Here is a 24,383-nt window from a genome sequence, read left to right on the forward strand (position 1 = left end):
GTGCGGCAGGCGACCAGGACCGTGCGGCCACGGCTTACGCCCGCGTGAGCCCCGCCCGGTCCAGGCACTCGGCCACCCGGGCTGTCTCGGCGGCGTCGAGTGCGCGCATCGGCGGGCTCATGGTGTGGGACGTGATGACGCCGCGCAGCATCAGGGCCGTCTTGAAGGCGCCGAGGCCCGCCGCGGTCGCGGAGGCCGTGGTGCCGTCGGCGGCCGAGAAGATCCCGGCGAGGCCGACCAGGCGGTCCTGCTCGGCGCGGGCCGTCTCCCAGTCGCCGCGTACGGCGGCCTCGTGGAGGCGTACGTAGCCGTGCGGGTCCACGTTGCCGAGGCCCGGCACCGAGCCGTCGGCGCCGGACAACATGGCGGCGTCCACGACGAGTTCGTGCCCGGTCAGGACCGAGAACTCCGGCAGCGCCCGCGCGCCGATGATCAGCCGCCGCAGCGAGCCGTCGTCGCCGCTGGAGTCCTTCACTCCGGCGATCACCCCGTCCGCGGCGAGCGGCAGCAGCATTTCGGGCGTCAGCTTGGTGTGTACGCAGACCGGCACGTCGTAGGCGAGGACCGGGACGTCGAGGGCCGCGGCGATCGTACGGAAGTGCCGGTCGATCTCGGTGTCGTGGGTGCGGGTGTAGAACGGCGCGGTGACGACGACGGCGTCCGCGCCGAGTCCGACGGCGGCGCGCCCGCGCCCCACGGCCCGGTTGGTGGTGGTCTCGATGGCGCCGACGACCACGGGCACCTGACCGGCCGAGGCCGCGCCGATGACCTTGATCACCTCGTCCTGCTGCGCGGGCGTCAGATACGCCGTCTCGCCGGAGCTGCCGAGGGCGAAGAGTCCGCTGACGCCACCGTCGATGAGATGGCCGACGACCCGCTCGAGCGAGGGCCGGTCGATGTCGCCGTCGGGGGTCAGCGGGGTGACGACGGGCGGGATCACGCCGGTGTAGCGGGGGGCGCGAGCGGTCATGCGTGGCTCCTTGCGGACGTTGCGGGGGCCGGGGTTCCGGTGTCGGGCCCGGGAGTTGAGAGCTGGGCCTCGGGAAGGGACGTCGGTGTGTCGGGGGTTCGGGGATGGACGCAGTGCCAGCGGTGTCCGCCCGTGCCGGTCGAAGGCTCGGGGAACACCCCGGCGCACGCCGAGTCGGCCGAGGGGCATCGGGTACGGAAGGGGCAGCCCGACGGCGGGTTGGTGGCCGAGGGGACCGGGCCGGTCAGGACGATGCGTTCGGTCGTCTCGAGCAGGCTCGGCGTCGCCGAGAGCAGTGCCTCGGTGTAGGGGTGGCGGGGCGCGGACGCGACCTGCTCGGCCGGGCCCTGCTCGACGATGCGGCCGAGGTAGAGCACGGCGATCCGGTCGGCCAGGTAGCGCACCGTCTGGATGTCGTGGGAGATGAACACCAGGGCGAGGCCGAGGCGTTCGCGCAGGTCGATGAGGAGATTGAGGACCTGGGCGCGGACCGAGACGTCGAGCGCGGAGGTCGGTTCGTCGGCGACGATCAGCTCCGGTTCGAGCGCCAGGGCGCGGGCGATCGCCACGCGCTGGCGCTGGCCGCCGGAGAGCTGGCCCGGCAGCGATCCGAGCGTGTGGCCGGGAAGGCCGACCAGGCCGAGGAGTTCGCGCACCCGGGCCGTGCGTTCCTCGCGGCTGCCGCGCCGGTGCACGTCGAGCGGGTCGCGCAGGATCTGCTCGACGGTGAGCCGCGGATTGAGCGCCGTGGCGGGATCCTGGAAGACGACGCCCACGGACGAACCGAAGTTGTCACGCCGGTCGGAACCGGTCATCTTCCACAAGTCACCGCCATGGAAGGCGACTTGGCCCTCGGTGGGCTTCTGTAGTCCGATCAGGACCCGGGCCAGGGTGGACTTTCCGCAGCCGGACTCGCCGACGATCCCGACGATCTCGCCCTTGCCGATCTCCAGGGTCGCGTCGGTGAGCGCGTACACGGCATCCCGCCGGAACAGGCCTCCGCTGCGCGCCTTGTGGCGTACGTGGACGCTGTCGAGCCTGATCACAGGGCGCTCTCCTCCAGCTGTACGGCGGCCTCGGCCGGGTGGTGGCAGGCGAAGCCGTGGTCGTGGGCGTCGCCTCGGACGGTCATGTCGGGCGGTGTCGTGCGACAGGTGTCGGTAACGGCCGCGCACCGGGAGGCGAACCGGCAGCCCGTCCCGAACTCCCGTGGCGCCGGCACCACTCCGCGGATCTGGTGCAGCCGCTGCGCACCCGCCTCGAGCGAGACGACCGACCCGAGCAGGCCGCGGCTGTAGTGGTGCGACGGGTCGGTGAGTACGGACCGGATGGCGCCGGTCTCGGCGAGTCGGCCCGCGTACATCACGGCGACGCGGTGCGCGAGATCGCCGACCAGGGCCAGGTCGTGGCTGACCAGGACCATGGCGAAGCCGAGTTCGTCGCGCAGCTCGACCAGCAGATCGACGACCTGGGCCTGCACGGTGACGTCGAGCGCGGTGGTCGGCTCGTCGGCGATCAGCAGCCGCGGGTTGCGGGACAGGGCCATGGCGATCAGGACGCGTTGGCGCTGGCCGCCGGAGAGTTCGTGCGGGTAGCTGCGCAGGGTGCGTTCCGGCGAGAGGCCGACGAGACCGAGCAGCTCGGCGGGTGTCCTGGTGCCGCCGCGCGAGGTCAGTTGGCGCAGTTGGGTGCCGACCAGGACCGACGGGTTCAGGGAGGACAGGGCGTCCTGGTAGACCATCGCGATCTCCGGGCCCATCAGGGCGTGCCGCTGCTTCGGCGGCAGCTTCAGCAGGTCCTTGCCGCGGTACAGGATCTCGCCGCTCGTCTCGGCGTTGCGGGCGAGCAGGCCCATCACCGCGAGGCTGGTGATCGACTTGCCGCAGCCGGATTCGCCGACGAGGCCGAGGGTCTCGCCCTCGTGCACGGTGAAGTTCAGCGAGTCGACGACGGCCGTGTCGCCGTAGCGGTCCGGGAAGCGGATGGACAGGTCGCGTACGACGAGGAGTTCGGTGGCGTCCTCGGCGACGGGTTTGATGTGCGGCTCGGTGGCGTTGACGCGTGCGGCGAGCTTGGCGAGTGCGGCGTCGACGTCGGGGCCGGAGGGGTCCTTCTGCACGTCGGGGGCCGGCTCGTCGGCGTTCTCGGTGGTGGGGGCGGCCGCCGCCTTCGGCGCGGCCGAGGCGTCGGTGAGGCCCTCGGAGAGGATGTTCAGGGCGAGCACGGTGATCAGCAGGGCGAGGCCCGGGAAGAACGTCGCCCACCAGCCGCCGGCCAGCAGGATCTGCCGTCCGTAGGCGAGGACGCTGCCCCAGCTGGGGTCGGGGTCCTGCACGCCCGCGCCGATGAAGGACAGGCTGGCCTCGAAGATGATCGCCTCGGCGACCATGACGGTCGCGAACACCATGACCGGCGCCATGCAGTTGACGGCGACGTGCTTGACCACGATGAAGCCCCGGCGCGCTCCGATCACCTTCTCGGCGGCCACGTAGTCCTCGCCGTACTGGGCGAGGACGTTGGCGCGTACGACCCGGGCCAGGGACGGCGTGTAGACGAAGGCGATGGTGAAGATGATGACCGGGACGCTGGTGCCGAAGACCGCGACGAGCACCGCGGCGAGCGCGATCGGCGGGAACGACATGACGACGTCGAGGGTCCGCATCACGGACTCGTCGCCGAGCCCCCGCGAGGTGGCGGCGAGTGACCCGAGGATCGAGCCGAGTACGAGGGAGGCGGCGGTCGCGCCGAGTCCGATGATCAGCGAGTAGCGCGAGCCGTGCACGACGCGGGCGAAGACGTCGCGCCCGGCCCGGTCGGTGCCGAACCAGTGCTCGCCGCTCGGGGCCTGCACGGGTGTGCCGGTGGCCAGCGGATTCTGCGTGAGCAGCGGGGCGAGTACGGCACCGAGGATGACGACGAGCAGGACGCCGAGTGCGATGCGGGAGGTGGTCGGGAGCCTGCGGAAGGCGATGCCCGGCCGGGAGAGTTTGGTGGCCAGAGAGCCGGTGGCGAACATGTCACACCGTCCTGATGCGCGGATTGACCAGCAGGTAGAGCAGGTCGACGATGACGTTGACCACCAGGAACGCGATGGCGATGGTCAGTACGGTGCCCTGCACCAGGGCGACATCGCCGCCGGTGACACCTTCGAGAATGAGCTTGCCCATGCCGGGCAGGTCGAAGATCGCCTCGATCACGACCGCGCCGCTGAGCAGATAGCCGACCTTCACGCCGAGCACGGTGAGCGGGGTGACGAGCGCGTTGCGCAGCACCGAGCGGATCACCAGGCTGTTCGGCAGTCCGTTGCCGCGGGCCGTCCGTACGTAGTCGCGGTCGAGTTCGGCGACCATCGAGGTGCGGACCAGGCGGGCGAGCGAGGCGGCGACCGGGACGGCCAGCGAAACGGCGGGCAGCGCCATGGAGTTGAGCCAGCCGCTGAAGGAGTCGGCCGGGTTGGTGTAGCCGCCGGTCGGGAAGAGTTTGACGTTCAGTGAGAACTGCTGGATGAGCAGCACACCGAGCCAGAACGAGGGGATGGCGACACCGGCCATCGACAGGACGCGGAAGAGCTGGTCGGGCCAGCGGTCGCGGTACACGGCGCCGAGCACGCCGCCGATGACGGCGAGGACCACCGCGAGCAGCAGGCCGAGGAAGGTGAGCTGCAGGGTCAGCGGGAAGGCGGCGGAGATCCGGTCACCGACCGGCTGGCTCGGGGGCACGGTCACCCCGAGGTCGAACTGGACCAGCTGCTGGAGGAAGGTCAGGTAGCGCAGCGGCAGCGGGTCGTTGAGACCGTTCGCCTCTTCGAAGGCGGCGCGCGCCGCGGGACTGGCGCCCTCGCCGAGCGCCTGCAGGGCGGGGTCTGCCGGGGAGAACTGAAGTACCACGAAGACGAGCAGCGCGATACCGAGGATCATCACCGGCATCATGGCGACGCGCCGCATCGCGAGCCGGAGAAAAGCAACCATCGAGGTGTTCCTAGCGGTCGGGCGGATCGGGCCCGGGGCGCGCTGGGTGCCCCGGGCCGATGCCGATGGTCAGGCGCGTGCCACGTCGATGAACGACAGGCCCGTGGTGGGCAGCGGCTTGAAGCCGGAGAGCGCCTCGTCGGACCAGGCCGTGGGCAGCTTGCGGTGCAGGATCGGGTAGAGCGGGGCCTCGTCGGCGACGAGGTCGGTCACCTCGCCCCACAGCTGCTTGCGCTTGTCCTCGTCGGCGGACTGGGCGGCCTGGTCGAGGAGCTTCTTGACCTTCTTGTACTCGGCGCTCTCGGCCCAGCCGTAGCGGGTCTCGGGCCAGATGCCGTAGTAGAACCAGCGCAGCAGCAGGTCGACGTCGTTGCCGAACACCGAGGGGTCGCCGGGGGCGGCGAGAACCTCGTAGTTGCCCTTGTCGACCTTGGCGTACTGGGCGGGGGACTGGGCGATGTTCAGCTTGGCCTCGATGCCGGCCGCCTGCCAACTCTCCTTGAGGAGCGGGGCGATGTCCTTGACCCAGCCGGTGTCGGCGACCAGGAGCGTGAACGACAGGTCCGCCACTCCGGCATCGGCGAGCAGCTTCTTGGCCTTGGCGACGTCGTGCGTGTAGACCGTCGACGCCTTGTGGTAGTCGGGGTGCGTGGCCGGGACGTAGCCGGTGGCGGCCTCCGCCTGGCCGACCATCGCGGTCTTGATGATCTTCTCGGTGTCCAGGGCGTAGTGCAGTGCCTGGCGCACACGCTTGTCGGCGAAGCGCTCGTCCTCGGTGTTGAACATCAGGAAGAGCAGACCGAACGACTGCACCGACTTGGTCTTCGTGGTCCCGGCGAGCCGCTTCACGTCGATGTACGGCACGTCTTCGATGGCCTGCACGCGGCCGGACTCCATCGCGCTGACGCGGGCCGACGGGTCCGACATCAGGCGCCAGACCAGCTTCTTGACCTTCGCGGGATGCGGGCCGTTGTACTTGTCGTAGGCCGACATCACGATCTTGTTCTCGCGCACTGCCTCGACGAACCGGTACGGGCCGGAGCCGACCGGCTTCGCGTCGAAGGCCTTGACATCGGCCTCGACGATCTTCTTCGGAACGATCCGGGCGACCGCGATCCGGGACGGGAAGAGCGCGAACGGATACCTGAGCTTGAACTCCACCGTCCGCTTGTCCACGGCCTTCACCGTGTCGATGAACGGTACGAACTGCGCCATCAGCGACGCGTTCTTCGGATCGAGGATGCGCTCGAAGCTGAAGACGACGTCCTCGGAGGTGACATCGGAGCCGTCGTGGAAGGTGGCGCCCTCGCGCAGCGTCGCGCGGTACGTCGTGGCGTTGATCTTCTTCGGCATCTCGGTGGCGAGGGTCGGCCGGGCTGCCAGGGTGGCCGGATCGAGGTCCACCAGCCCCTCGAAGATGTGCATGTTCGCCGCGTAGGGCGTCGCGCCCGAGGTGATCATCGGGTCGAAGCCGGTCGAGAGCGGATAGGAGAAGCCCGCCTCGATCGTGTCGCTCGCACCGCCGGCGCCCGAACCGCCCTCCGTGTTGGAGGCCGGGCCACCGCACGCGGTCAGGGTGGTGGCGAAGGCCGTCGTCGCGCCGACGGCGCTCGCGGCACGCAGGAAGGTGCGGCGTTCGAAGCCGGCGATTCGGGGATCGGGCACGGGTCCTCCAGGACGTACGGAGCGGTGACGAGCGATGGCGCGGGAAGCCGGACGGAGCCGAACTCCGGTGCGGCGAGACTGAGTTGGACGGCAGTGGGGTCGGCAGAGGTGCAGGTGGCGGCAGCAGCGGCGGTGGCGGTCAGGTCACCGGCGGACGATCGGCGGGGCGTCGCCGTGCGGTGCCGCACGGCGTGAACGGCCCCGTCCTCGGCCTCGATGGCTTCAAGCATCAGACATCAGACGTCTGATGCCCTGATAACGTGGGAAGGTAGCCCGACCTACCGAGAGGGGTCAAGAGGTGAGTGGTAAGCCTGAGCCCGGCGCGAAGACCGGCCGGCAGTCGCTGCGGCAGGAAGTCGTCGAGGGCATCAAGCGCTACATCCTCGAGGAGAAGCTGCGCCCGGGAGACCCGCTGCCCAGCGAGACGGCCCTGTGCGAGGAGCTCGGCGCCAGCCGCTCGAGCGTCCGCGAGGCCGTGAAGATCCTCAACGCCCTGGACATCGTCGAGGTGCGCCACGGCCACGGCACCTACGTGGGCAGGCTCAGTCTGTCCGCACTGGTGGAGAGCCTGACCTTCCGCGGGATGCTCTCGCCCGACGACGACTTCCGGGTGATGGCCGACCTGGTCGACGTACGGGAACTCTTCGAGCGCGGGATGGCCGAGCGCATCGTCGCACTCCTCACCACGTCCCAACTCGACGTGCTGGAGGGCCTCGTGGCTCGCATGCGGGAGACCGGTGCGAAGGACGGCCACGGTTTCGTGGAGGTCGACCGGGAGTTCCACGCCCAGCTCGTGAAGCCGCTCGGGAACGTGCTGATCGGTCAGCTGTCGATGGCGTTCTGGGAGGTGTACACGGTCGTCGCGCCGCATCTCGACGGGTTCGACGCGGCCTACGAGGCGTCCACGATCGCGGACCACCAGGCCATCGTGGACGCGGCGCGAGCCGGTGACGTACCCGGCTTTCTGAATGCTCTGACCAGGCACTACACGCCGGTGCGGCGGCGCATCGCGGATGCGCGGGAGCGGCGCGAGGCGGGCTGAGGCGCCTCGGTCGCGGTGTCCGTCACCGCGACGATCCGGCCGGCGCCGGCCGGAGCCGGCCGTGCTGCGCGGACTCTTGACGGGCCTCGGGACCGCTGCCTAGGGTCCCGCTTGCCGACAGGACATCAGACGTCTTCTGTCCGAGAAGAGAGAGATCGTCATGAAGCGCACCGTGCTCACCGCCGCTCTGTCCGCCGCGGTCCTGTCGTTGACCACGGCACTGCCCGCGGGGGCAGCCGAGCCCGCTCCGGGTGAACTCACCAGCCAGGACCTGACGGTGAAGGGCGAGGGCTCGCCGTTCTACCGGATCCCCGCGCTCACCAGATCGACCGAAGGAACCCTGCTCGCCGCCTACGACGCCCGCCCCACCCTCGGCGACCTGCCGGGCAACCTCGGTGTCGTACTGCGCCGCAGCACCGACGGCGGCACCACCTGGCAGGACCAGCAGGTCATCCGCAAGAGCGACGCCCCGAAGGGGCACGGCGACCCGAGCCTGCTCGTCGACCGCGAGACGGGCCGGATCTTCGTCTTCTACGCCAGCTCCGTGAACCAGGGCTTCCCCGGCTCCGGCACCGGCAACGACGAGACCGACCCGGACATCCTGCAGGCCGACTACAGCTACTCCGACGACGACGGCGTCACCTGGAAGCACCGCCGGATCACCAAGCAGGTCAAGAACCCTGCCTGGGCAGGCATGTTCGCCGCATCGGGCGAGGGCATCCAGCTGCGGCACGGCACGCACAAGGGCCGTCTGATCCAGCAGTACGCGATACGCCACGACGGCGCCAACTACGCGGTCAGCGCCTACAGCGACGACCACGGCGAGACCTGGCGGACGGGCACCCCGGTCGGCCCCGGCGGCGACGAGAACAAGACCGTCGAGCTCTCCGACGGCCGGATCATGCTCAACAACCGCTCCGCGCCGTACCGCACGGTCGCGTACTCCAGCGACGGCGGCGTCACCTACACGCCCCTCGAACAGGACACGGAGCTGCCCGACCCGGCCAACAACGGCTCGATCATGCGGCTGGAGCCGGACGCACCCGCCTCGGACCCGAAGTCGAAGTGGCTGCTGTTCAGCAACACCGCGAGCAGGACCGCGCGCGAGAACACGACCGTCAAGATGTCCTGCGACGACGGCGAGACCTGGAACATCCAGAAGACCGTCGACGCGGGTCCGTCCGCCTACTCGACGCTCACCAGGCTGGCGGGCGACCGTATCGGCATGCTCCACGAGCGCGGAAACGTCGACCACATCACCTACAAGTCCTTCGACCTGCGCTGGCTCGGCGGCACCTGCGCCGACCTGACCGTCACCCCGCCGGCGGCCCTGAAGGCGGGCGCGGCCTCGGAGTTCACCGTCCGGGTGGTCAACCGGATGGACACGCGTCGCGAGGCGGGGACCATGAACCTGGTGGTGCCGGGTGGTTGGTCGACCCGGCAGGTGACCGTGCCCGCGTTGGACCCGGGTCAGGGCGCCGACGTCAAGGTGCCGGTGACTCCGGCGGCCGGCGCCTCCGGGGACGCCGAGATCACGGCGCGCTACGTCTCGGGGGAGGGCAAGCAGGCCTCCACCGCCAGGACGGTCACGGTCACTCCCTGACCCGTCGGCCTGCCCGAGCATCCGAGTACGCGAACTCATCGTTCATGTAGGGGAGTTCGCGGCCGCACACGAACCGCGTTCACGGACGCACAAGCACCGCGCGCCCGTACGCAGCGCCCCCTCGGCTGCGTACGGGCCCCGATACGAACTGGAGCCATCGATGCCACGTGCCGCCGGCCCCCTGCCCGGCACCGGCGCCCCCGTGATCGGGCTCGATCTCGGCGGGACGAAGATCGCCGCCGCGCGCTTCGCGCCCGACGGCGCCGTGCTCGCCCGTGACACCCGGCCGACCCCCGCTCAGGACGGACCCGAGGCGGTGCTCGACGCGCTGGCCGCCGCCGCGCACGCGGTCGACCCGAAGCGGATCGCCTCGGCCGTCGGCGTCGCGGCCGCGGGGGTCATCGACCCGCGGGCCGGCCGCGTCACCAGCGCCACCGACTCGTTGCCCGGCTGGGCCGGCACCGCACTCGGCGCCGGACTCGCGGACCGTACGGGCCTCCCGGTGGCCTGCGACAACGACGTACGGGCGACCGCCGGCCCCGAACTCGCGACTCTGGAAAGCGAGTTCGGATCACTCCTGTACGCCGCCATCGGCACCGGAGTCGGAGGCGCGGTCGCCGTGGACGGGCGGATGCTGCACGGCGCCTTCGGGATCGCCGGTCACCTCGGGCACCTGCCCAGTGCCCAGGCGGCCGGACTGCCCTGCACCTGCGGAGCCACCGGGCACCTGGAGGTCATCGCCTCGGGACCGGCCATCACCGCCCATTACGCACGGCTCACCGCGGCGCCCGTCGACCGGCTGCAGACCGTCGCGGCCCGCGCCGCGGCGGGCGACTCCCTCGCCGTGCACGCCATCACCACCGGAGCGGCCGCGGCGGGCCAGGTACTCGGCGGACTGGCCAACGCCCTCGGCCCCGACCGCGTCGTGGTCGGCGGTGGCGTGACCGGCATCGGTGCGCTGTACCGGGACGCCCTGGACGCCGCGTTCCAGGCGGAGTTGATGCCGCGCCTGCGCGGACTCGCCCCGAGCCCACCGCACTTCGGCGCCGATGCCGCCGTACACGGCGCCGCCGCACTCACCGCCACCCTGCCCCTCCACCACCCGGGAGCCCGCCGATGACCGCACCCCGCCGCCCCTGGACCGCCGCCGCACTGGCCGCCGCGCTCGAGGGCCGCCTGATCGTCTCCTGCCAGGCGCCGCCCGGAGACCCCATGCGGGACACCGGCACTCTGGTGCGGATGGCCCGTTCCGCCGAACTCGGCGGCGGCGCCGCGATCCGGGCCAACGCCCCGGAGGTCGTCGCAGCGATCGCCGAGGCCGTGGACCTGCCCGTCATCGGCCTGTGGAAGGACGGCGAGACCGGCGGCGACGCGGTCTACATCACGCCCACGGTCCGCCACGCCCTCGCCGTCGTCGAGGCGGGCGCGGCGGTCGTCGCCGCCGACGCAGGTGATCGGACCCGGCCGGACGCCACCACCTTCCCTGACCTGGTCCGCGCCGTGCACGAGGCGGGGGCCCTGGTGATGGCGGACGTCGGCAGCCTGGCGGAGGGTGTCGCGGCGGCCGCCGCCGGTGCTGACCTGGTCTCGACCACGCTGTCCGGTTACGTCCCGGGTCGCCCGAAGCAGGACGGCCCGGACCTCGCCCTCGTCACCGAACTCGCCGCCGCCGTCCGTGTCCCGGTCGTCGCCGAGGGTCGTATCCGTACGCCGGAGGAGGCCGCCGCCGCCCTCGCCCACGGCGCCCACAGCGTCGTCGTCGGCACCGCCATCACCGCGCCCACCGCTCTGACCACCCGTTTCGTCGAGGGGCTCGGTGCGGGGTGAGTGCGTTACCGCTGGGCTCGGCAACAGCTCGCGGCGGCCGGATCCTTACTGGGGGGTAGGCAGCTCGGTGGCCTTGTTATACGTTGCGTCTAACAACGGCTCGGGCCGCGCCCTGCGGCACGTACGCCCGAGGCGTGCCACGCGTACCCCTGCGTGCGGCACGTCCGGCCAACTGCCTTCAAGGCCAAGGATCTTCAGACTCGATTCGACTCGAGGAGCCGCACCATGGCAAGCAGCACCGTTCCCCCGCGAAACCAGCACAGGTCGGGCAAGCACGAGGTTGCCCAGCGGCTGCTCGACTCGGCCGCGAAGCTGGCGTACGACCCGGCCACCGAGGTCGACTGGGAGACGCCCCTCGACAAGGACTTCCACGGCGCGAGCCCGGAGTGGAGCACGCTCTACGGCACCGCGTACTGGGAGGAGATGACCGAGGCGCAGCGCAAGGAGCTGACCCGGCAGGAAGCCGCCTCGGTCGCCAGCACCGGCATCTGGTTCGAGATGATCCTGCAGCAGATGGTGCTGCGTGACATCTACGCCAAGGACGCGACGGACCCCGAGTTCCAGTGGGCGCTCACCGAGATCGCCGAGGAGTGCCGGCACTCGATCATGTTCGCCCGCGGCGCCGAGAAGCTCGGGGCGCCGCCGTACCGCCCGCACCGGGCGGCCGTCGAACTCGGGCGCGCCTTCAAGACGTTGGCGTTCGGAGAGTCCGCGTACGCGGCGATCCTCGTCGCCGAGGAGGTGCTCGACGTCATGCAGCGCGACTGGATGCGCGACGAGCGGGTGGTGCCGTTCGTGCGGACCATCAACAACATCCATGTGGTCGAGGAGTCCCGCCACATGAAGTTCGCCCGCGACGAGACCCGCAAGCGGCTGCGGAAGGCGGGCTTCGTGCGCCGCCAGATCAGCTCCCTGGTGGTCGCGATCGCCTCGTACGTCATCGTGACCAGCATGGTGAACAAGAAGGTCTACAAGAACGCGGGCCTCGACTCCGAGCGCGCCCTCGCCGAGGCCGCGGCCAACGAGCACCACAAGTCGATGATGCGCTCCAGCTGCTCCGGCCTGATGGAGTTCCTCGCCTCGGCCCGCCTGCTCACCAAGCCGGCCCTGATCTTCTACAAGCGCGCCCACCTGATCTGAGCCGATCACTCCGAGTCGATCGCTTCGAGTCGATCGCTCCGAGTCGATCGCTCCGAGCCGATCGCCCGTGCGGCTGCCGCCGCGACTTCCGACGGCTGAATCCTCGACAGCGGACGGCCTCTTAGCACCGGGACCGGAACCATGACCTACGCCATCACCCAGACCTGCTGCAACGACGCGACCTGCATCGCCGTCTGCCCGGTCAACTGCATCCATCCGACGCCCGAGGAGCGGGCGTTCGGCAGCACGGACATGCTGCACATCGATCCGAAGACCTGCATCGACTGCGGCGCCTGCGCGGACGCCTGCCCGGTGGACGCGATCTTCCCGGCGGACCGCCTCCTGGACGGCCGGCGGGAGTACCTCCGGCTGAATGCGGAGTACTACGAGACGGGGCCGGGGCAGCAGCCCCCGGCCGGCGAACAGGCAGTAGGGGAAGGGGACTTGGCCCCGACCGCCGACAGTCCGAACTTCCACGTCTGGGGCCGGCCGTCGTTCGAACGCGTCCTGCCGTCCGACTTCGCGCCGATCCGGGTCGCCGTGGTCGGCACCGGACCGGCCGGCATGTACGCGGCCGAGGACCTGCTCCTGCACACCAACGCCGAAGTCACGCTGGTCGACCGGCTCCCGGTGGCAGGCGGTCTGGTGCGGTACGGGGTGGCGCCGGACCACCCGGCGACCAAGAAGGTCGGCGACACCTTCGCGCGCCTGCACACCCACCCCCGGGTCCGGATGCACCTCGGGGTCGAGATCGGCAAGCACGTCACGGCCGAGGAACTGGCCGCCCACCACGATGCGGTGATCTACGCGGTGGGCGCCTCCGCGGACCGCCGGCTCGACATCCCCGGCGCGGATCTGCCCGGCAGCGTCTCGGCCACCGATTTCGTCTCCTGGTACAACGCCCACCCCGAGGCGGTCATCGGCACCCCGGACCTGAGTACGGAACGCGTGGTGGTGGTCGGCAACGGCAACGTGGCCCTCGACGTCGCCCGCATCCTGGTCGCCGACCCCGAGCAGCTGGCCGGTACGGACATCGCCGACCACGCACTCGCCGCCCTGCGGGACAGCAAGGTGCGCGAGGTCGTCGTGCTCGGCCGCCGCGGCCCGAAGGACGCCTCGTACACCCGCTCCGAACTGCTGGCCCTCAAGCACCTGCCCGGCGTCGAGCTGCTCGTCGACGGCCACGATCCGCGGATCGGCGCCGCGATCGACGCTGCGGACCCGTCCAGCAGGGCCGGGCTGCTGCAGGGCGTGACCCGCTCCACCCCGGACCTCACGGCGTCACCCGCGCCCGGCCGCCGTATCGTCCTGCGCTTCCACTCCTCGACCACCGAGGCGCTCGCAGGCTCGACTCCCGCCGGTGACACCGCTCTTCGGGGCGTACGTGTCACGGGTGGCGGGGGCGACGGCGGTACGGAGGTGCCGGCCGGCCTGATGCTGCGGGCCATCGGCTACCGGGGACTGCCGGTCGCGGGACTGCCGTTCGACGAGGCCACCGGCACGGTGCCGCACGAGGACGGACGGGTCGTCGGTATGCCGGGCACCTACGTGGTCGGCTGGATCAAGCGCGGCCCGTCCGGCGGCATCGGTGCGAACCGCAGCTGTTCGGCGGAGACGGTCGGCACCCTGCTCGCCGACGCGGTCGCGGGTGCGCTGCCGGCCCCCTCCCGGGAGCCGAAGTCCTTCTCGCGCCTCGTCCGCGGCCGAAACCGCCGTGTGATCGACGCCCGCGGTCTGGCGGCCATCCACCGCGCCGAAACCGCTCGAGGTGACCAACAAGGCCGCCCTCGGGTCAAGTTGACGACCATCGACGATCTGGTCGCGGCAGCCAGGCCCTCCCGCTGGAACCTCCTGCGCTGATCCGCCCACCCGGGCGGTACCGGGCGCGCCCCACCTGCCCGGACGGCTACCGTGGGCCCTCCGCACCTACCTGCCCGGAGGGCCCCGCATGGCGATCGTCCACCGCACAACGCTGACGCCGACGAAGGTCGAGCTCATCGGCGCCTGGCTCACCGCTCAGCCCTGGTACCAGGGCGACGGCAAGGCGGATCCGGAGGCGCTGACGAGGCTCGGCGGCTTCCGCCTGGACGACCCGGCGGGCGAGGTCGGCATCGAGCTCCTGGTGGTCGGCGACTCCGGCGGCGAGACGCCGCAGCACTACCTGATCCCGCTCACCTACCGCGGTGCCCCGCTCCCCGACGCCGCCGAGGATGCCCTGCTCGGCACCGCGGAGCACGGCGTCCTGGGCACCCGCTGGGTCTACGACGCCGCCCACGACCCGGTCTTCGTCACCCAGCTCTGCGCCCTCGTCCTCGGTGAGGCCGAACCGCAGGCCCAGCGCGAGAGCAACACCCCCGACCCGTCGGTGGCCCACCACTACACGGGCACCGCCCGCACCGCCGCCGACTGCCGGTCCGTGCGGACGGAATCGGGGCCGCGTACGACGGACATCGTCGTCGAGCCCGGCCCGTTGACGCTGCGCATCAACCGCGTACTGACGAACGAAGGCATCGGCGAGGGCCCGATCGGTGAGCCCTGGTCCGCGCTCGGCCACGTCACCGCGGACTGGACCCTGCTCGACGAGACGCCTGCCCGCGGCAAGTACGTCGTGGTCCACGACGGTTCGCCCGACGAGCCGCGGTCCTGAGCCGACGGCCCGCCGCTGCCCGTGAACCGAGGGGCAGCGGCGGGCCGTGATCGCCCTCGTCCGGCGGCGGTGCGCGGTCACCGGGCGGCCGGCGGATACACCGCCTCGTGCACCGAGTCGAGGAGAGCCCGGACGTCCTCGGGGCCGAGTCCCTGGCCGCGGGCCCGTTCCATCCACTCGACCAGTGCCGTACGCAGCGGAGAATCCGGTTCTGACTCGGCGCGCGCGAGGGAGCGCGTGATGAACGTGCCCGCGCCCTGGCGGACTTCGGCGAGCCCCATCCGTTCCAGCTCGCGGTAGGCCTTGAGCGTCGTGTTCGGATTGACCTTGGTGGACGCCGCCACCTGCGCGGCGGTGGGCAGCCGGTCGCCCTCGCCCAACGCGCCCATCCGCAGGGCCTGTTCGACCTGGCGCACGATCTGCAGATACGTCGCCACCCCGCTGCGCCGGTCGATCCGGAACACGACCACCGCCCTCTCCTCCCGCTGGATTTCCGACACTGTACGGAGCGCCGCGCGCCCCGCAGGGGACCTCGCCTACAGCGGCCTCCGGGTCACTCGCCACACGGTGAACGCGGTGAGCAGCGCAGCGGCCGCGAGCAGAACGCCCGCTCCGGTCCACTGCAGAGCCGCCATCTGGTCGTAACCCAGGTACTCCACCACGTCGTTGACGATGCCGTTCTGCTTCACGCAGGCGTCCGATGCGGCCTCGGTCGGCTCCGCGCAGTGGCCCCAGCCGAACAGCTTGCCGTCGGCCGCGCCGATCCACCGGTCCACCTCGAAGGCGTCGTCGAGCACGGCCGGCTGACCGGAGTCGATCGGGTAGGTGACGGTGCGGGTGGGCGCCAACTTGTCGCGGACCTCGGCCCACACGATCTGCACGGCGAAGCAGAACATGAAGGTGAACCCCATCGCCGGCAGCATCCGCCGGATCAACAGCCCGGCCGTCATCCCGGCGGCGGCGAGGAACAGGCAGAGCGCCGGCAGTACCGGACCGGTGTTGTCGAAGATCTGGCCGTCCATCCAGGAACTCATCACGTGGTCCCGGTGCGAGCGCCACGACCAGGTGAAGAACGCGGACAGGAGCACACCCGCCACCGTGGTCAGGCCGAGGCACCACAGCACCTTCGCGAACACCCAGCGGCCACGCGTCATGGACTGCGTGGTGACCAGCCGCGAGGTGCCGTTCTCCTGGTCGCCGGCGAACAGCGGGGCCGCGACGAAGACGGCGATCAGCACCGGCAGCGAGGTGAGGGCGAAGGCCAACGAGTCGAAGCCGCTGTTGTTCATCATCGGCGTGTCGGCTTCCGGGCCGGAGCCCGCCGCCTCGATCGCGCCGCTCATGTCGTGGTGCTGGTACAGGATCCAGGCCGGTCCGAGGACGAACACGGCGAGGTACAGGTACGTCGCGGCGCGGTGCTGGGTGAGCACCAGCCAGGCCGGCCCGCGCAGCAGCCGGCGCCGCGGTACGTGCGCGGTGTCCGTGGGCTCGGGTGGGACGGCGCTCATGCGGTGGGGTTCCCTTCGGCGTCGCGGTGGGGGGCGTCGGGGTCTTCGGGATCGGAGGTGTCGGGTTCCGAGGCGCCGGGTTCGGGGGCTTCGGGCTCGGGGGCTTCGGGTTCGGAGGCGCCGCTGAGCAGTGCGGGCGCGTCCGGTGCGCGCAGATGGGCCAGGAGGACTTCCTCCAGGCTCGGTTCGGCCGTCTCCCAGTCGTCCCGCAGCGCACCTGTGGGGCGTACGAGGGCGTGGAACTGCCGTCCCTGCACCTGGGTCTCGATCACCGTGTGGGCGTCCAGCGCCTTGGGGGCGCGGCCGTCCGGGGCGAGTCCGGTGACCAGGGTGTGCGCGGGGACCAGGGTGTCGACGTCACCGGCGAGGCGGAGCCGGCCGCCGGCGACGACGAGGAGGTGGTCGCACATGTCCTCGAGCTCGGTGAGCAGGTGGGACGACATCAGCACGGTGGTGCCGCGCTCGGCGGCCTCCGCCATCAGCAGGGCGCCCATCTCGTCCCGCGCGACCGGGTCGAGGTCGGCCATCGGCTCGTCGAGCAGCAGCAGTTCGGGCCGCTTGCCGAAGGCGAGCGCGAAGGCCACGCGCGTGTGCTGGCCGCCGGAGAGCGAGCCGATCCGTGCGTCGAGCGGTACGTCGCCGGCGCGTACGATCCGTTCCGCCTCGGCGGCGTCCCAGAGCGGGTTGAGCTCCAGGCCCATCCGCAGCGTCTGGGCCACCGTGAAGCGCTTGAACAGCGGCTTGTCCTGCCCGAGATAGGCGAATCGGGGGAGAGCGGCGGAGTCCGTGGCCGGTACGCCGCAGACGTCCAGGCGGCCCTCGGTCGCGGCGACCTGCTGGGCCGCGATCCTCAGGAGGGTGGTCTTGCCCGCGCCGTTCGGCCCGACGAGACCGCAGATCCGGCCCGCGGGCAGCCGGAACGAGCAGTCCCGCAACGCCCAGCCGCGTCGATAGCGCTTCCCGAGCCCACGAGCGTCGAGCGCCCAGGGCCCGACCGGGCCACCCGGGAGTTCGGTGTCTGCCACGCGCTTCCCCTCAATCCATGATTCCACTATTCGACTAGTGGAATCATGATCCGGAGGCCCTCCGGTGTCAACCGGCCTTGCACCGCCATCCCTTGACACCCCGATCCGGCCCCTGCAGCCCGTCCGGCGTTCGAGGACAAGGCCCGCCAGGGCCGGTGGCTGCTCAGCCCGCCCGGCACTCGAGGGCAAGGACGACCACGGGGAAACCCGCGGACGAACGACGGACGGGGCGCCCTCACAAAACGGGGGACGGTGCGCACCCACAAAACGGCGGAGGCTGCGCACCCACAGACAAGGAAGACCGCAAACAACCGTCACTTCGCGGAGGCGTAGCACTCCACAACAGCCGTGGTGAACGGAAACCGCACGGGACTCTCCCCGAAGGCGACAACCCCCGCCTCCTCCGCCGCCGCGGAAATCGCCGCGACAACCCCCTCCGCCTCCTCCGCAGGACAGTGCACGATCACCTCGTCGTGCTGGAAGAACACCAACTCCGCCGCCATCCCCGCGGCATGAAGGGACCGCCGCAGCGCCGCAAGCACCAGCAGTGTCCAGTCCGCCGCACTGCCCTGCACCACGAAGTTGCGCGCGAACCGGCCGCGCGCGCGGACATCGGTCGAGGCATAGCCCGGGACCCACCCGTCCTCCCGCCCGGCCCCCGACTCGTCCGGCTCGTCCTGCGGAATGCCGGCCTCCTCCCGCACGTCGGCCCCCGGCGCCGGCGGACACGTGCGCCCCAGCCACGTCCGTACGAGCCGCCCCTCCTCGCCCGCCCGCGCCGCATCGTCCACGTACGACACCGCGCGGGGGAAACGGCGGCGCAGCTGAGCCAGGTTCTTCAGGCCGTCGCCGGACGTCTGTCCGTAGACGGCACCGAGCACCGCGATCTTCGCCGTCTCGCGGTCACCGGCGAACGCCCGGTCGGACACCGCCTGGTAGAGGTCACCGGGCCGCGACGCCACCTCCATCAGCCCGGGATCGCGCGAGATCGCGGCCAGCACCCTGGGCTCCATCTGGTCCGCGTCGGCCACCACGAGCCGCCAGCCGGGATCGGCCACCACCGCGCGGCGGATCACCTTCGGGATCTGCAGGGCCCCGCCGCCGTTCGTCACCCACCGCCCCGTGACCGTGCCGCCGGGCAGATAGGCGGGCCGGAAGCGGCCGTCCGCCACCCAGTCCTGCAGCCAGGACCAGCCGTGCGCCACCCAGATCCGGTACAGCCGCTTGTACTCGAGGAGCGGGCCGACGGCGGGATGGTCGAGCGACTCCAACTCCCAGCGCCGCGTGGACTTCACCCGGATCCCCGCCTGTGTGAACGCCCTCAGGACGTCCGCCGGCAGATCGGGCCGCACCCGGCGGCCGAACGCCGCCGACACCTCGTCCGCCAGCTCCGTGAGCCGCCGCGGCTCGCCTCCGCCCGCGTACCGCTCGCCCAACAGCTCGTCGAGGACCCCGCGGTGTACGTCCGCGCTCCAGGGCAGCCCCGTCGCGTTCATCTCCGCCGCGGTCAGCATGCCCGCGGACTCGGACGCGGTCAGCAGCCGCATACGGCCCGGATGTTCGGCCTGCTCGTGCCGGCGCATCTGGTCCGCGTAGACCTCGAGCAGGCCGTCGAGCGGCACCGGCGTGGACTCGGCCCCCGGCTCGAAGAGCGAGGACTGGGCGCCCGCGCCCTTCTCCGCGGCGCGCTGCGGCGGATCGTCGGGCACCGGCAGCCCGTGCAGGCGGGCCAACGCGGCGGCGGCGGAACGAGGTTCACCGAGCCGCCCCTCGTGCCCGAGCAGCAGGGTCTCGGCGTCCTCGATGTCATAGCACTTGTCGACCCGTACGCCCGCGGCGAGCAGCCGGGGATACACGTCCGCGGTCGAGCGCCACACCCACCGGGCGGCGTCCGGCCGCGCCCGTACCGCCGCGGCGACGTCCGGCTCCCGCACAGGTGTGGCGGCGGGCGACCCGTCCTCCCGCAACGGCACGACGAGAACGGCATCCCCCGGACCGTCCTCACCCCCCGCAACCGCCCACCGCACACCCATACCGCCGATTGAAACAGCCCCCACTGACAACGGGGCCCGCACCGGCTCGGCGATCCGGCCCGCACAACGGCGAAGCCGGCACCGGCAACCGGTCTCAGCCGACGGTCACCCCGCCTCGGACAGCCTCGCCGACTGCGACTCCGTGAGCTTCAGATCCACCGCCTGAAGACTCTCGTCCAACTGCGCCACGGACGACGCCCCGACCAACGGAATCGCCGGCACCTCCGCATCGAGCAGCAGGGCGAGCACCACCTGATTGACCGTCGCCCCGGTCTCCGCCGCCACCTCCCGCAGCGCGGCAAGCCGCGCCCGCGTGCCCGGGTGGTCGGCGATCTCGGGCGGCAGGGGCCGGTCCGCGCGCGAGTAGGCCCCGGACAGCAGCGGCGTGTACGCGACGAGCGCGAGCTCGGGAGCTTCGCGGACGTAACTGAGCAGATCGCCCCCGACGACACCCTGCGAACCGTCCGGCGACAGCTCACCGGGCAGATCGGTGCGGCGCCGCAGATACGTGTGGTGGTACTGCAGAACCTCGTACCCGGGCAGGCCGGCCGCCGCGGCGATCGCGCGCGCCCGCTCCACCCGCCAGGCCCAGTGGTTGCTCACGCCGAGCAGCCCGACCGTGCCCTCCGCGACGAGCTCGGCGAACCCGTGCACGGTCTCCTCGAGCGGCACCGAGGTGTCCTCGATGTGCGCGTACAGCACGTCCAGGCGCTCCACACCGAGCCGCTCCCGGCTGGCCTCCGCGGACTCGCGGATGACGCGCGCGGAGAGGCCCTCCGGGTTGTCGACGTAGCCGGTGCCGGGGGCGAGCGGCCGGGCACCGAGCTTGGTGGCGATGACGAGCTCGTCCCGGATGCCGCGGCTGGCCAGCCAGCGGCCGAGGACGAATTCGCTCTCACCGCCCTGGGTGCCGTTCTCCCAGAACGCGTAGTTGTCGGAGGTGTCGATGAACGTGCCGCCCGCCTCCACGTACCGGTCGAGCAGCGCGAACGACGTCTCCTCGTCCGTCCGGGTCCCGAACAGCATGGCCCCGAGGCTCAGCACGCTCACCTCGCGACGGGTGGCCGGGTCCGTGCCGATGGTGCGATAACGCATACGGTTCCTCCCTGATCCAGCGAACACGGGACCGACCCGACGAGCGCCGGCCCTTCCTGGGGAGTCTGAATGTTGAAGCGCACCCGAAGGCAAGCCCTGTCCCACGCCGAAATACCTCGACCTGAAATGCCCCTCCACGCACGCGTGGAGCGGCATTTCAGGTCCGTGAGAACGAACGCCTGTCAGGCGCGCGGAGTCCTGGGAAGATCGCCCGCATGGTGCGAGAGCTGAGCCGATGACGACGGAGTCGGGGACGACACGGTCCGCCGCCCTGCCCACGTCCACGGTCCAGGGGGATGCACCGGCTCGCACCGTGTGCGCGGGGATCGCCGTCGTCGCGTTGGGAGGCCTGGCAGTGCTGCCGCCGTCGTTGCCGACAGCGGTCCGCGTCGACGTGCTCGTGGCTGCCCTGTCTCTGACGGCGTGCACGTTCCTGCTGCGCACGCCTGCGGCGATCCGCGCCGGCGTCTTCAGCACCGCGCTCATGATCTGCTTCTCCGCCGGCGCCTTGGCCGACCTGCCACCCGCGGTCACCACGATCGCCGTCTGCGTCGTGCCACCGGCCCTGCTGTATGCCATCGGCCGCCGGGTCCTGCGCCTGCGGCCCGCCCTGAGCTGGCTGGCCCGGGGGCGACTCACTCGGGAAGCACCCTGGCTCGGCCTGGCCACCGTCGTCGTCAGCGGCGCCGCGCTGACCACCTGGGCCCTGCTCGCCCGCCCCGAACCCGCCCCCTTCCTGCGTGACCTGCAGGACTTGCCCGTCGCGGTGGCGCTGCTGGGCGTGTGCGGGTTCGCCCTGGTCAATCCGATCTGGGAAGAGATGCTGTTCCGCGGCGTCATCCTCACCGAACTCGCCTCACTCTGGGGCGCGAAGACCGCGGCGGTGCTCCAGGCCCTGCTGTTCGGTGCCGCTCACTACGGCGGATTCCCTTCGGGCGTCATCGGCATGATCATGGCCGCCGGATGGGGATTCGTCCTCGGCGTCATGCGGCTGCGCAGCGGCGGCATCGCCATTCCCTACCTGGTCCACGTGACCGCGAACGCCGTCATCGGCAGCCTCGCCGTCTTCGTCCTGCGCTGAAGCGGTCCCACCGTCCCTCCGGCGCTCACCGTCCCTTCGGCGTCCGCTGTCCCTTCGGCGTCCGCTGTCCCTTCGGCGTCCGCTGTCCCTTCGGCGCTCACTGTCCCTTCGGCGTCCACTGTCCCTTCGGCGTCCACCGTCCCTTCGGCGTCCACTGTCCCTCTGGCGTCCACCGTCCCTTCGGCGTCCACCGTCCCTCCGGCGCGTCCACCGTCCCTCTGGCGTCCACCGTCCCTCCAGCGCTCACCGTCATTCCGGCGTCCACGGTCTCCTCTGATCCACCCGAAACCGTCCTCCACGCGCGCGTGGAAGCCGCCTCCCCACGCCTCGAAACCGTCCTCCACGCGCGCGTGGAGGACGCCCCGCCGCCGACCCCGCACCGCCTGGGACCATGGACGGGCGCAGCCGGGCCCGTCCCGTACCCCGGCCCCGGATGCGCGCGAGGCAGAGCGGCGACGTGGAGGAGGCAGTCGGATGGCGAGCGAGAGCGTGGTGGACAAGGCGTTCGCCGCGGCGCTCTACAGCGCCCCCGGGCGCCGCCGTGACGACGGCGGCCTCGACGCGGGGGCCGCGCTGCTCGCAGCAAGTGCGCAGGACCGGGCGGAAGCGTTCCGGCGGGGCGCGGGGTTCGTGCGCAGGGCCTGGGAACGCGGGTGGCAGCCCGCCGACCTGGTCCGTATGGTGCGGCGCGGGCTCGACCCCGTGCACGTGTCCCTCGCCGCGGACCTGATCAGGGACGAGACCGCGAGGTACGGCTCCGGCCCCGCCGACCTCCCGCCCCGCTGGCGCGAACAGCTCGACGGTCTGCCCGCCGGTGGCCCGCCCCGTGACCCGTTCCTGTACGCCACGGCTCTGCTCGAGCTGTACCGGCTGCTCCTCGGCCTGCCCGCGATCGAACCGGCAGGCCCGGTCCCGGGAACCGCCGTACACATCCCGCCGCCCCACCCCGAGGCCCGCGTCCCCGCCCGCATCCGCGCCCTGCTCGCCAAGGCGGAGGCCACCGGCTATCCGGCGGAGGCCGAGGCGCTCAGCGCCAAGGCGCAGGAGCTGATGGCCCGGCACAGCCTCGACGCGGCGGCCCTGTCGGGGCACACTCCGACCCCCGACACCCCCGTCACCCGCCGCCTCGGCATCGAACCGCCCTACGAGACCGCCCAGGCGATCCTTCTGCACGCGGTGGCGGGCGCGAACCACTGCCGGGCGGTCTGGAGCGAGCCGTTCGGCTTCTCGACGGTCGTCGGGTACGCGCCCGATCTGGAGGCGGTGGAGGTCCTGTACGTCTCGCTGCTCGTCCAGGGCACGGCGGCGATGACGGTCGCGGAGGCGGAGCAGCGGGCGGCGGGACGCCGCCGGACGAAGACGTTCCGCCAAGCGTTCCAGCTCGCCTATGCCGACCGGATCGGACACCGGCTCGCGGCCACCGCGCACAGGGCGGCGGACGAGGCGCCGCGCGATCTGCTGCCGGCCGTCGCGGCGCGCGACGTCGCCGTGACGGCGCACGCCGAGGAACTCTTTCCCGATACGACCACCACGCGGGTCCGGGGCGCGGACGACCTCTCGGGCCGGCACCACGGTGCACGGGCCGCGGACCGCGCGACCGGTCTGTGACCGCCGCCGTCGCGGGCGCCGGACCGGCCGTCCCTGGTCATCGAGCACGCGAGGGCCCGAACGCTCAAGGGCCGGACGGGCCCGAAGCCCTTATCCTCACGGAATGAGCTGGCTGCGAGCCTTTCGCGTCACCGCCCGCTCCGGCCTGCAGGTCGAGCGGAAGCGGCTCGAGCCGCTGATCGCGGTACGGGCCGCTCTCGGGCTTGCCGTGATCGTGGGAGTGAGCCTCGAGCTGTTCGGCCCGGCCGTCGCCGCGAGTTCGGCGTTCGGTGCGTTCCAGGCGGCGATCGCGACGTTCCAGCGCAGTTGGCGTCCGCGGCCGGTGCTCGCCCTCGCCTCGGGCCTGAGCCTCGGGATCAGTACCTTCCTCGGCTACCTCGCCGGGCCGAGACCCGCGATCTTCCTCGCTCTGCTCGCCCTGTGGATCTTCCTCGCCGGACTGAGCTGGACGGTCGGACCGACCGTCGGCATCCTGGCCTCCTCCAACGTGGCGATCATGCTGATCACCATCACGCTGCCCACCAGCGTTCTGGAGGCCGCGGGCCACGCCGCGATGATCGTCTGCGGTGGTCTGGTGCAGGCAGCCCTCATCGTGCTGTTCCCGGTCCGCCGGTGGGGCGCGCAGCGCGACGCCCTGGCGGACGCGCTGGCCGCGGAGGCGGACTACGCCCGGCGGCTGCGGCACGATCCCGTCGCTCCCTTCGACCCCGCCCCGCTGATGACGGCCAGGGACGCCGCAGCGCTCACCCCGCGCCAGGCCCGCAGACGCCCCGCGGACCTACGGGGCTCCCGCGGCCTCGCCGAACGCATCCGCCCCGTACTCGCCTCCCTCGCCGACCCCGCCGTGGGCGTACCGGAGGAGGGCCCGGACCGGGCGCGGGTACGCGAACTCCTCGCCGCCGCAGGCCAGGTCCTCGACGCCGCGGCGCGTGCGGTGCGGCACGGGGAGCCCGTACGGCTGCCGTCTCCCGCGCTCGCCGTGTTGCGCACCCCGGACACCGAGGCCGTACTGACCGGTCCCGCGCACCGGGCCGCGGTCCGCCTCACCGCCCTCCTCGGCGACGTGGCGGAGGCGGCCGGCGCACCTCCCGACCCGGACCGCGGCCCGGGCAGCCGCTGGGCCACGCTGCTGCCGGGCCTCCTCCTCGACGACCCGCACGCCCCCACTTCC

The 24,383-nt window shown here is 71.9% G+C and carries 19 protein-coding genes and 1 pseudogene; 10 read left to right on the plus strand and 10 right to left on the minus strand.

The genetic code is table 11. The features are described from left to right. Window positions 1-34: 34 nt before the first annotated feature. The 5 genes from DSC45_RS25200 to DSC45_RS25220 all read right to left on the minus strand — a co-directional run bounded on the left by DSC45_RS25200 (window position 35) and on the right by DSC45_RS25220 (window position 6,603). Window positions 35-970 carry a dihydrodipicolinate synthase family protein gene (locus tag DSC45_RS25200; protein WP_119294213.1) on the minus strand — a complete coding sequence of 312 codons (936 nt, stop codon included), beginning with the start codon at window positions 968-970 and terminating at the stop codon, window positions 35-37. After that, window positions 967-2,016, minus strand: a complete 1,050-nt coding sequence (locus DSC45_RS25205) for an oligopeptide/dipeptide ABC transporter ATP-binding protein (protein WP_119294214.1) — start codon at window positions 2,014-2,016, stop codon at window positions 967-969. The genes DSC45_RS25200 and DSC45_RS25205 overlap by 4 nt, the downstream gene beginning before the upstream one ends. Further along, the gene (locus DSC45_RS25210; RefSeq protein ID WP_119294215.1) at window positions 2,013-3,986 is read right to left on the minus strand and encodes a dipeptide/oligopeptide/nickel ABC transporter permease/ATP-binding protein; all 1,974 of its coding nucleotides are present in this window, start codon (window positions 3,984-3,986) and stop codon (window positions 2,013-2,015) included. The genes DSC45_RS25205 and DSC45_RS25210 overlap by 4 nt, the downstream gene beginning before the upstream one ends. A 1-nt stretch (window position 3,987) precedes the next feature. Next, window positions 3,988-4,938, minus strand: coding sequence for an ABC transporter permease (locus DSC45_RS25215; protein WP_119294216.1), 951 nt, complete (start codon window positions 4,936-4,938; stop codon window positions 3,988-3,990). Window positions 4,939-5,007: 69 nt separating this feature from the next. After that, a complete protein-coding gene (locus DSC45_RS25220; protein ID WP_119294217.1) occupies window positions 5,008-6,603 on the minus strand; it encodes an ABC transporter substrate-binding protein in 1,596 nt (531 codons plus the stop codon). Between the two features lie 298 nt (window positions 6,604-6,901). On the opposite strand from DSC45_RS25220, the gene DSC45_RS25225 reads away from it, so the two are divergent. The 7 genes from DSC45_RS25225 to DSC45_RS25255 all read left to right on the plus strand — a co-directional run bounded on the left by DSC45_RS25225 (window position 6,902) and on the right by DSC45_RS25255 (window position 14,862). Then, a complete protein-coding gene (locus DSC45_RS25225; RefSeq protein ID WP_119294218.1) occupies window positions 6,902-7,645 on the plus strand; it encodes a FadR/GntR family transcriptional regulator in 744 nt (247 codons plus the stop codon). A gap of 160 nt (window positions 7,646-7,805) precedes the next feature. Beyond that, a complete protein-coding gene (locus DSC45_RS25230) occupies window positions 7,806-9,248 on the plus strand; it encodes an exo-alpha-sialidase (RefSeq protein ID WP_119294219.1) in 1,443 nt (480 codons plus the stop codon). A 160-nt stretch (window positions 9,249-9,408) separates the two neighbouring features. Beyond that, entirely contained in the window at window positions 9,409-10,368 is a 960-nt protein-coding gene (locus tag DSC45_RS25235) for an ROK family protein (RefSeq protein ID WP_119294220.1), read from the plus strand. Continuing rightward, entirely contained in the window at window positions 10,365-11,075 is a 711-nt protein-coding gene (locus DSC45_RS25240) for an N-acetylmannosamine-6-phosphate 2-epimerase (RefSeq protein WP_119294221.1), read from the plus strand. The genes DSC45_RS25235 and DSC45_RS25240 overlap by 4 nt, the downstream gene beginning before the upstream one ends. A 225-nt stretch (window positions 11,076-11,300) precedes the next feature. After that, a complete protein-coding gene (locus DSC45_RS25245) occupies window positions 11,301-12,215 on the plus strand; it encodes an AurF N-oxygenase family protein (RefSeq protein ID WP_119294222.1) in 915 nt (304 codons plus the stop codon). 141 nt (window positions 12,216-12,356) lie between these two features. Beyond that, window positions 12,357-14,075: an FAD-dependent oxidoreductase gene (locus tag DSC45_RS25250; protein WP_119294223.1), complete on the plus strand. Its 1,719-nt coding sequence runs from the start codon at window positions 12,357-12,359 to the stop codon at window positions 14,073-14,075. A gap of 88 nt (window positions 14,076-14,163) precedes the next feature. After that, window positions 14,164-14,862, plus strand: coding sequence for a maltokinase N-terminal cap-like domain-containing protein (locus DSC45_RS25255; protein WP_119294224.1), 699 nt, complete (start codon window positions 14,164-14,166; stop codon window positions 14,860-14,862). 77 nt (window positions 14,863-14,939) lie between these two features. Here the strand turns inward: DSC45_RS25255 and DSC45_RS25260 are convergent, their stop codons facing one another. The 5 genes and pseudogenes from DSC45_RS25260 to DSC45_RS25280 form a co-directional block, all read right to left on the minus strand. Next, window positions 14,940-15,332, minus strand: a complete 393-nt coding sequence (locus DSC45_RS25260) for a GntR family transcriptional regulator (RefSeq protein WP_240434838.1) — start codon at window positions 15,330-15,332, stop codon at window positions 14,940-14,942. Window positions 15,333-15,398: 66 nt separating this feature from the next. Beyond that, window positions 15,399-16,370 (minus strand): ABC transporter permease, encoded by a 972-nt coding sequence (locus DSC45_RS25265; protein ID WP_119294226.1) that lies wholly within the window; start codon window positions 16,368-16,370, stop codon window positions 15,399-15,401. Window positions 16,371-16,492: 122 nt separating this feature from the next. Next, a pseudogene (locus DSC45_RS25270) lies at window positions 16,493-17,395 on the minus strand (ABC transporter ATP-binding protein); the annotation flags it as partial. A gap of 314 nt (window positions 17,396-17,709) precedes the next feature. Then, the gene (locus tag DSC45_RS25275; protein WP_119294228.1) at window positions 17,710-19,428 is read right to left on the minus strand and encodes a bifunctional 3'-5' exonuclease/DNA polymerase; all 1,719 of its coding nucleotides are present in this window, start codon (window positions 19,426-19,428) and stop codon (window positions 17,710-17,712) included. Window positions 19,429-19,533: 105 nt separating this feature from the next. Further along, window positions 19,534-20,523 carry an aldo/keto reductase gene (locus DSC45_RS25280; RefSeq protein ID WP_119294229.1) on the minus strand — a complete coding sequence of 330 codons (990 nt, stop codon included), beginning with the start codon at window positions 20,521-20,523 and terminating at the stop codon, window positions 19,534-19,536. A 235-nt stretch (window positions 20,524-20,758) separates the two neighbouring features. Between DSC45_RS25280 and DSC45_RS25285 the strand changes: the two genes are divergently transcribed. From DSC45_RS25285 to DSC45_RS25295, 3 genes are all read left to right on the plus strand, one after another. Beyond that, the gene (locus DSC45_RS25285; RefSeq protein WP_205571423.1) at window positions 20,759-21,604 is read left to right on the plus strand and encodes a CPBP family intramembrane glutamic endopeptidase; all 846 of its coding nucleotides are present in this window, start codon (window positions 20,759-20,761) and stop codon (window positions 21,602-21,604) included. Window positions 21,605-22,078: 474 nt separating this feature from the next. Continuing rightward, window positions 22,079-23,212 carry a DUF2786 domain-containing protein gene (locus DSC45_RS25290; protein WP_119294230.1) on the plus strand — a complete coding sequence of 378 codons (1,134 nt, stop codon included), beginning with the start codon at window positions 22,079-22,081 and terminating at the stop codon, window positions 23,210-23,212. 103 nt (window positions 23,213-23,315) lie between these two features. Further along, a partial coding sequence (locus DSC45_RS25295; protein WP_276145472.1) for an FUSC family membrane protein occupies window positions 23,316-24,383 on the plus strand: 1,068 nt, incomplete at its 3' end.

The sequence above is a fragment of the Streptomyces sp. YIM 130001 genome (assembly GCF_003574445.1).
Taxonomy (GTDB): domain Bacteria; phylum Actinomycetota; class Actinomycetes; order Streptomycetales; family Streptomycetaceae; genus Streptomyces.